This window comes from Streptomyces sp. NPDC000594 (genome assembly GCF_040299965.1).
In the GTDB taxonomy this organism is placed as follows: domain Bacteria; phylum Actinomycetota; class Actinomycetes; order Streptomycetales; family Streptomycetaceae; genus Streptomyces.
On sequence record NZ_JBEPCY010000014.1, the window covers coordinates 188,296 to 197,398 of the forward strand.

General features: G+C 68.9%; 2 protein-coding genes, 1 tRNA gene and 1 rRNA gene. 1 reads left to right on the forward strand and 3 read right to left on the reverse strand.

What is annotated here, in order from left to right; genetic code table 11:
• Nucleotides 1–36: 36 nt before the first annotated feature.
• Complete coding sequence (locus ABT354_RS21095; RefSeq protein ID WP_351495962.1) at nucleotides 37–5,463, reverse strand: HAMP domain-containing protein; 5,427 nt, start codon at nucleotides 5,461–5,463, stop codon at nucleotides 37–39.
• Between the two features lie 269 nt (nucleotides 5,464–5,732).
• On the opposite strand from ABT354_RS21095, the gene ABT354_RS21100 reads away from it, so the two are divergent.
• Complete coding sequence (locus tag ABT354_RS21100; RefSeq protein ID WP_351495965.1) at nucleotides 5,733–8,387, forward strand: SpoIIE family protein phosphatase; 2,655 nt, start codon at nucleotides 5,733–5,735, stop codon at nucleotides 8,385–8,387.
• A 73-nt stretch (nucleotides 8,388–8,460) separates the two neighbouring features.
• Here the strand turns inward: ABT354_RS21100 and ABT354_RS21105 are convergent.
• Both ABT354_RS21105 and rrf read right to left on the reverse strand, forming a co-directional pair.
• Nucleotides 8,461–8,533 (reverse strand) — tRNA-Thr (locus ABT354_RS21105).
• Nucleotides 8,534–8,835: 302 nt separating this feature from the next.
• Nucleotides 8,836–8,952, reverse strand: a 5S ribosomal RNA gene (gene rrf / locus ABT354_RS21110).
• Nucleotides 8,953–9,103 lie beyond the last annotated feature (151 nt).

Here is a 9,103-nt window from a genome sequence, read left to right on the forward strand (position 1 = left end):
GGCCCACGCCCCCTGCCGACAGCCCTGCCGACACCGTCACCGCGCCCGCACCCACTGCTCCATCACCGTCAGCAGATGGTCCGGATCCACCGGCTTGGTCACATAGTCCGAGGCCCCGGACTCGATGGCCTTCTCCCGGTCGCCCTTCATCGCCTTCGCCGTCAGCGCGATGATCGGCAACCCCGCGAACTGCGGCATCCTGCGGATCGCCGTCGTCGTGGCATAGCCGTCCATCTCCGGCATCATGATGTCCATCAGCACCACCGTGACATCGTCGTGCTGCTCCAGCACCTCGATGCCCTCCCGGCCGTTCTCCGCGTACAGCACCGTCAGGCCGTGCTGCTCCAACACACTGGTCAGGGCGAACACATTGCGGATGTCGTCATCGACGATCAGCACCTTCTCATTGTCGAAGGCATAGGTCCGCCGGGGCTCCGCCGGCTCCGCGGGGACGAGCTGCGGATCGAGCTGCGGCAGCCCGGCGCCCGAGGGGGCGGTCGCGATCCGCCCCTCCGCGCTCTCCCGCGCCTTGCGACGCCGCCGGAAGAGGGTCGCGGACGAGGAGTGCCCCACCTGGCGCGCGCTCCGCTCGGGCTGCGACTCCTCCTGCGACGGACCGTCCGCGCCACCCACCTGGGCCCCGGCCGGCGGCTCGATGGGACGCAGCGGGAGATAGAGCGTGAACGTCGAGCCGCGGCCCGGTTCGCTCGCCGCGTGGATCTCCCCGCCCAGCAGCCGGGCGATCTCACGGCTGATCGACAGACCGAGGCCGGTACCGCCGTACTTACGGCTGGTGGTGCCGTCTGCCTGCTTGAACGCCTCGAAGATGACCCGCATCTTGCCCGCCGCGATACCGATACCGGTATCGGTGACGGAGAAGGCGATCAGATCGCCGTCCGGGTCGCGCAGCGAGCCGACCTCCAGGAGCTGCTCCCGGATCGACTGCGGCACATCCGCGCCGGCGGGCCGGATCACCAGCTCCACCGATCCGGTGTCGGTGAACTTCACCGCGTTGGAGAGGAGGTTCCGCAGCACCTGGAGGAGCCGCTGCTCATCGGTGTGCAGGGTGGCGGGCAGCTCCGGCGAGACCCGTACGGAGAAGTCGAGCCCCTTCTCCGCGGTGAGCGGCCGGAAGGTGGCCTCCACATAGTCCACGAGCTGCACCAGGGCGATACGGGTGGGGCTGACATCCATCTTGCCCGCCTCGACCTTCGACAGATCGAGGATGTCGTTGATCAGCTGGAGCAGATCGGAGCCCGCGCCATGGATCGTCTCCGCGAACTCCACCTGCTTCGGTGAGAGGTTGTTCTCGGGGTTGTCGGCGAGCAGCTTGGCGAGGATCAGCAGCGAGTTCAGCGGAGTGCGCAGCTCGTGCGACATGTTCGCGAGGAATTCGCTCTTGTACCGCATGGAGACGGCCAGTTGCTCGGCGCGCTCCTCCAGGACCTGCCGGGCCTCCTCGATCTCGGTGTTCTTGACCTCGATGTCGCGGTTCTGCTGGGCCAGCAGCTCGGCCTTCTCCTCCAGTTCGGCGTTGGACGCCTGAAGGGCCCGCTGCCGGTTCTCCAGTTCGGCGGAGCGTTCCCGCAGCTGTTCGGTGAGCTCCTGGGACTGCTTGAGCAGCACCTCGGTCTTGGTGTTGACGCTGATGGTGTTGACGCTGGTGCCGATCATCTCGGCGATCTGGTTGAGGAAATCGCGCTGGATCTGGGTGAACGGCTGGAAGGAGGCGAGTTCGATCACGCCGAGGACGGTGCCCTCGAAGCGGACCGGCAGCACGATCACATGGGCGGGCGACGCCTCGCCGAGCCCGGAGGAGATCTTCAGATAGCCCGGCGGGACATCGACCTGGATGGTGCGGTTCTCCTCCGCCGCGGTGCCGATCAGGGTCTCCCCCGGCCGGAAGGAGGTCGGCATGGAGCCCGCCGAGTAGCCGTAACTGGCCCGCATGACCAGCTCGTACGAGCCGCCGCCGAGGGCCGTGCCGACCAGGTCCTGACTGCCGGGGTGGACCGCCAGGAAGAAGGCGCCGTGCTGGGAGGAGACGACCGGTGTCAGCTCACTCATGATCAGCGAGGCCACGTCGTCCAGGTCGCGCCGGCCCTGCATCAGTCCGGAGATCCGGGCGAGATTGCCCTTGAGCCAGTCCTGTTCCTCATTGGCGAGGGTGGTGTCCCGCAGGTTGGCGATCATCGTGTTGATGTTGTCCTGGAGGACCTGGATCTCTCCGGCGGCATCAACATCGATCTTGAGGTTGAGATCACCCCTGGTCACGGCGGTGGCGACGGCCGCGATGGCCCGCACCTGACGGGTCAGGTTGCCCGCCATCTCATTCACCGACTCGGTGAGGTCGCGCCAGGTGCCGTCCACGGCCCGTACCCGCGCCTGGCCGCCGAGCTGACCGTCGGTGCCCACCTCCCGGGCCACCCGGGTGACCTCCTCGGCGAACGACGACAGCTGGTCCACCATCGTGTTGATGGTGTTCTTCAGCTCCAGGATCTCGCCCCGGGCATCGATGTCGATCTTCCGGGTGAGGTCGCCCTTGGCGATGGCGGTGGTGACGGTGGCGATCTGCCGGACCTGCCCGGTCAGATTGGAGGCCATCGAGTTCACCGACTCGGTCAGGTCCTTCCAGGTGCCGGAGACCCCGGGCACCTGCGCCTGACCCCCCAGCCGGCCGTCCGTACCCACCTCCCGGGCGACCCGGGTCACCTCGTCGGCGAACGACGACAGCGTCGTCACCATGGTGTTGACCGTCTCCGCCAGCTCGGCGACCTCGCCGCGCGCCTCCACGGTCACCTTCTTGGTGAGATCGCCGCCGGCGACCGCCGCGGAGACCCGGGCGATGTTCCGGACCTGGCTGGTCAGGTTGTTCGCCATCAGATTGACGTTGTCGCTCAGGTCCTTCCAGATGCCGGTGACACCCCGGACCCGCGCCTGCCCGCCCAGCACCCCTTCGGTGCCGACCTCCCGGGCGACCCGGGTCACCTCGTCGGCGAAGTCGGACAACTGGTCCACCATGGTGTTCACGGTGGTCACCAACTCCAGGATCTCGCCCTTCGCCTCCACAGTGATCTTCTTGGTGAGATCGCCCTTGGCGACGGCGGTGGTGACCTCGGCGATATTGCGGACCTGACTCGTCAGGTTGTTCGCCATGAAGTTCACCGACTGGGTGAGGTCCTTCCAGGTGCCCGAGACACCCTGCACCTCGGCCTGCCCCCCGAGGATGCCCTCCGTACCGACCTCCCGGGCCACCCGGGTGACCTGCTCCGCGAAGTTCGACAGCTGATCCACCATCGTGTTGATGGTGTTCTTCAACTCCAGGATCTCGCCCCGCGCGTCCACGTCGATCTTCTGCGACAGATCACCGCGCGCGACCGCCGTCGTCACCTGGGCGATCTGCCGCACCTGGGAGGTGAGATTGCCCGCCATGCCGTTGACGGAGTCCGTGAGATCACGCCAGACCCCGGCGACCCCGGGCACCTGCGCCTGACCCCCCAGCCGGCCGTCCGTCCCCACCTCACGGGCCACCCGGGTGACCTGCTCCGCGAAGGCCGAGAGCTGGTCCACCATCGTGTTGATGGTGTTCTTCAACTCCAGGATCTCGCCCCGCGCGTCGACATCGATCTTCTGCGACAGATCACCCCGCGCCACCGCGGTCGCCACCTGCGCGATATTGCGGACCTGGGCGGTCAGATTCCCCGCCATGAAGTTCACCGAGTCGGTCAGCTCACGCCAGGTGCCGGAGACCCCGTCGACCCGGGCCTGACCCCCCAGCCGGCCCTCCGTACCCACATCCCGCGCCATCCGGGTCACCTGGTCGGCGAAGGAGGACAGCTGCGCCACCATCGTGTTGACGGTGTTCTTCAGCTCCAGCATCTCCCCGGCCACATCCACCGTGACCTTCTGCGACAGATCACCGCGCGCGACCGCCGTCGTCACCTGGGCGATGTCCCGCACCTGCCCGGTGAGGTTGTGGAAGGCGTTGTTCACCGAATCGGTGAGGTCCTTCCACGTACCCGCCGCACCCGGCACCCGGGCCTGACCACCGAGCCGGCCCTCGACACCGACCTCACGGGCGACCCGGGTGACCTCCGAACCGAAGGACTGGAGCTGGTCCACCATCGTGTTGACGGTGTTCTTCAGCTCCAGCATCTCCCCGGCCACATCCACCGTGACCTTCTGCGACAGATCACCGTTGGCGACGGCCGTGGTCACCTGGGCGATGTCCCGGACCTGCGTGGTCAGATTGCGGAAGACCGTATTCACCGAATCGGTGAGGTCCTTCCACGTACCCGCCGCACCCGGCACCTGCGCCTGACCGCCGAGCAGCCCCTCCGCGCCGACCTCGCTGGCCACCCGGGTGACCTCGTCGGCGAAGGTCCGCAGCGTCTCGGTCATCTGGTTGATGGTGTCGGCGAGCTGGGCCACCTCGCCCCGTGCGCTCACGGTCACCTTCTGGGAGAGATCGCCGTTGGCGACCGCCGTGGTGACCTCCGCGATTCCCCGCACCTGGGAGGTGAGGTTGCCCGCCATGGTGTTGACCGAGTCCGTCAGGTCCTTCCAGACCCCCGCGACCCCGGGCACCTCCGCCTGGCCGCCCAGCTCCCCCTCCGTGCCGACCTCACGGGCCACACGTGTCACCTCGGAGCCGAGCGCCTGGAGCTGGTCCACCATCGTATTGACGGTGTTCTTCAGCTCCAGCATCTCCCCGTCGACATGGACGGTGACCTTCTGCGACAGATCACCCTTGGCGACCGCCTTCGTCACCCGGGCGATGTCCCGCACCTGGAAGGTCAGCCGCATCGCCATGGTGTTGACCGAGTCGGTGAGGTCCTTCCACGAACCGGACATCCCCCGCGCCTGCGCCTGGCCGCCGAGCTTGCCCTCGGTGCCCACCTCCAGCGCCACCCGGGTCACCTCGTCGGTGAACGCCGACAACTGGTCCACCAGACCGTTGACCGTGCGCGCGACCTTCAGGAACTCCCCCCGCAACGGGCGCAGCGCCCCGTCCGAGCCATGGGAGCGCAGCTCCATCCGCTGGTCCAGCTCACCGTCGGCGACCGCCGACAGCACCCGGCTGACCTCGGAGACCGGCCGGGACAGATCGTCCACCAGGGCGTTGGTGGCATCGATCGCGGCGGCCCAGGACCCCTCGCAGGCGCCCGTCTCCAGCCGCTCGGTGAGTTTTCCCTCACGCCCCACGACCCGGCGCACCCGGGCCATCTCCCCGGTCAGATGCAGATTGCGGTCCGCGACCTCGTTGTAGACGGCCGCGATCTCGGCCATCACATCGTCGCCCGACACGGTCAGACGCCTGCGGAAATTACCGTCGCGCATCGACACCAGAGCGGCCAGCAGCTTGTGCAGCGCGGCCGTATCGACCTCCGTCGTCGCATTGCTCCGGGATCGTCCGCCTTTCGCACGCGTGCTCGTGCCACGCGCCGTCGTGCCAGACTCCACCGTGTCCCTCCCGCAGGGGTCGACCGTTCTGCCCAGCCGTATCGGGCAGCGTGCCCAGTGTTTCACCCATGCGGAACCAGGCCATAACAGTTCGGCAGCAACGCCCGCCGAAGCCACCCCCCACGGGGCGGAAACAGCGGCAACCGGCATCCGCTCGGACAGCGAAGGTAAGTAACCTGGCATCCGGCTGTCCAACCGCCCCGGTCCGCCCGGCCGGGGTGTCGTGGGCACACGTACCACCACCGGGCACCTGAAGGGGCAGGCCGACCATGGCGGAGCCGGGCGTCGACACACGTACAAGGAGTTCTGTGATCACCGCGCGGGCGGCTGCCAGTTTCGATCCTGCCGGGCGGTCCGTCGCGACCGCCCGCGCCTTTGTCCGCGACACCCTCCAGGGGTGGGGATACTCCGATGTCGTGGACGACGCCGTCGTCCTCACCAGCGAACTCGTCACCAACGCCGTCGTCCACGCCGGTACCGCCGCCGATGTGCTGTGCCTGCGCAAGGAGGACGGCGTCCGGGTGGAGGTCGGCGACCGCTACCCGGAACGCGAAGTCCCGCTCCAGGCCGCCGGGCACACCTTCGCCCCGCTCGACAGCGAGAACGGCCGCGGGCTGATGCTCTGTTCCGCCCTCGCCTCCCGCTGGGGCGTCGAGTACAGCCCCACCCGCAAACATGTGTGGTTCCAGCTCGACCTCCCGCAGCGCCCCGTCGGCACCCGCTCCGCCGGCCCCGTCCTGCCGACCGCACTGCTGCCCGTCACCGAGGAACGGGTCCGGGTCGCCGTCGTCCAGATCGGCCCCGACGCCACCATCGCCGCCTGGAACGAGGACGCCGAACTGCTCTTCGGCTACCCCGCCGAGCAGGCCGTCGGCATGCCGCTGGCCGACCTCGCGGCCTGGCCGCACACCCCCGGCACCGGCACCGGGATCGCCGAGGCCCTGCGCCTCTCCCGCTGGGAGGGCAGCTACGGCATCCGCGGCACCGACGGCAGAGTCATCCCCGTGTACGCCTCCCATCTGCGGGTACGCGACTCCCAGGGCGAACCCTCCACCGTCTGTCTGCTGGTACGGGACGAGGAGCGGGCCGTCCTCCAGACCCCGCAGCGCGGTCCCGCCCCCGACAGCGGCACCGAGAGCGGCACCACCGACCCCTTCGAGGTCTTCATCGGCTCCCCCGCCCCCGACGACCTCGACGGGCTCCTCCAGCGGACCGTGGAACGCGCCCGCGACATGCTCGACGGCGACGCCGCCTTTCTGCTGCTGGCCACCGACGACGAGACCGAGCTGGAGGTACGGGCCACCACGGGCCTGCCCTCGGCCCGCCAGCGCTTCGCCCGCGTCCCCGTCGAGGCGGGCACCGGACGGTACGGCTCCGCCCGCATGCCGGCCGTCCACGACGACCTCACCTCGGTCCCCGGCGCCGTCCCCCTGCTCAACTCCACCGGCATGCGCTCGGTCGTCACCGTGCCGCTCAAGGTCGAGGGAAGGCTCACCGGTTCCCTCGGGGTCGCCGCCGAATCCGCCGGCCGCTACTCCAACGAGGAAGCCCTCAGGCTCCAGTTCGCCGCCGACCGGATCGCCCTCGCCGTCGAGTCCGCCCGCCTCGGCGAGCTGGAACGGCTGCGGCGCGGCTCGCTCTCCTTCCTGGTCGAGGCCTCCGACCTGCTCGCCGGAACGCTCGACCGGGACCAGACCCTGGCCCTCATGGCCCAGATGACCGTCCCAACGCTGGCCACCTGGTGCGCCGTCTACACCATCGCCGACCAGGCCTCCGACCCCTACCTCAGCTTTGTGCTCCACGAGGACGAGGAGCGCATCGACGGCCTCAAGGCCCTGCTCTCCAAGATCGCCCCGCCCGACCCGGTGCCGACGCCCGGCGCCCGCGTCTGGACCGCGCCCGGCCGGGCCGCCCAGCAGGCCGCGCTCCTCACCTCCCGGCGGGAGCTGGGGCTCGGCTCCAGCCAGCCGGTCTCCGCCGGGATCGACACCACCTTCTCCACCGCCGCCGCGGTCGGCGGCGAGACCGTCGTGCTGCCCCTGGTGGCGCGTAACAGGGTGATCGGCATGCTCACCCTCGGCAAGCCCGCGGACGACCACTTCCGCCAGGAGATCCTGGAGCTGGCCGAGGATCTGTCCCGCCGGGCCGCCCTCGCCCTGGACAACGCCCGCCTCTACTCGGAGCGCGTCGCCAACAGCCAGGCCCTCCAGCGGAGCCTGCTCCCGCCGGAGCTGCCCGAGATCCCGGGTGTCGAGGTCGAGGTCATCTATCGCGCAGCGGGCGAGGGCAATGAGGTCGGCGGCGACTTCTACGACCTCTTCCCCATCCGGGACGGCGCCTATGGATTCGCCATCGGCGATGTCTGCGGTACGGGCCCGGAGGCGGCCGCGGTCACCGGCCTCGCCCGGCACGCGCTCCGTCTGCTGGCCCGGGAGGGCTTCGGCGGCCCGGCGGTGCTCCAGCGGCTCAACGCGGCCATCCTGGACGAGGGCGCCCGCAGCCGCTTCCTGACCCTTCTCTACGGCGAGCTGTGGCCCTTGGAGAACGGAGGCGCCCGGCTTCAGGTCGTCTGCGCCGGGCATCCCCTGCCGCTCCGGCTGCGTCAGGACGGGACCGTGGAGCCCGCCGCCGACCCCCAGCCGCTCCTCGGCGTCATGGAGGACCTGGAGCTGTACGAGCAGACCGTCATCCTCGACCCGGGCGATGTCCTGCTGTGTGTCACCGACGGCGTCACCGAACGCCGTGAGGGCAGCCGCATGATGGGCGACGACGGCCTCGCGGATGTCCTCACCGGCTGTACGGGGCTCACCGCGGGCGCGGTCGCCTCGCGGGTGCTGCGGGCGGTGGAGCGCTTCGCCGCCGATCCGGCCTCCGACGACATGGCCATCCTCGCGATGCGTGTCCCGGGCCTGACCACGTCCTGAGCCGCTGTGTACCCGGGCCTTTCCGGGTATACAAAGAAGGCCCCCGCCATCAGGCGGGGGCCTTTCTCTTTTGAGCCCCAATACGGAATCGAACCGTAGACCTTCTCCTTACCATGGAGACGCTCTACCGACTGAGCTATTGGGGCCTTGTTGTCCGCGCTTGCGCCGTTCAACGAGGTTAATCATACACGGTTCTGACAGGGGTTCGAACCACGCCACGAGCCGGCGACCGGGCGGCCGGGCGATCTGGTTGCCGACGCCGAGAGCCCGGGACACAGAGCCTGCGGTCTGCGGTGGTGCGGCCCCCCGGGTTCGAGTCAGCCCAGGGCCCCTGGCCCCGGTACGGGGAGAGCCTGCCGGCCCTTGTCGGTCGCAGAAAGGTCTGGAACGCAAAATAGCCCCGGCCCCGACACCCATCACAGGGTATCGGGGCCGGGGCCCAAAATTTGTTCGGCGGCGTCCTACTCTCCCACAGGGTCCCCCCTGCAGTACCATCGGCGCTGAAAGGCTTAGCTTCCGGGTTCGGAATGTAACCGGGCGTTTCCCTAACGCTATAACCACCGAAACACTATGAAACATTATCAACAACCAGCACATGGGGTTGTTCGTGGTTTCAGAACCAACACAGTGGACGCGAGCAACTGAGGACAAGCCCTCGGCCTATTAGTACCAGTCAACTCCACCGGTCACCCGGCTTCCATATCTGGCCTATCAAC

Excerpts from the sequence above, each read along its gene's own strand:
- ABT354_RS21100 (WP_351495965.1), top strand. The coding sequence starts at position 5,733 with ATGGCGGAGCCGGGCGTCGACACACGTACAAGGAGTTCTGTGATCACC.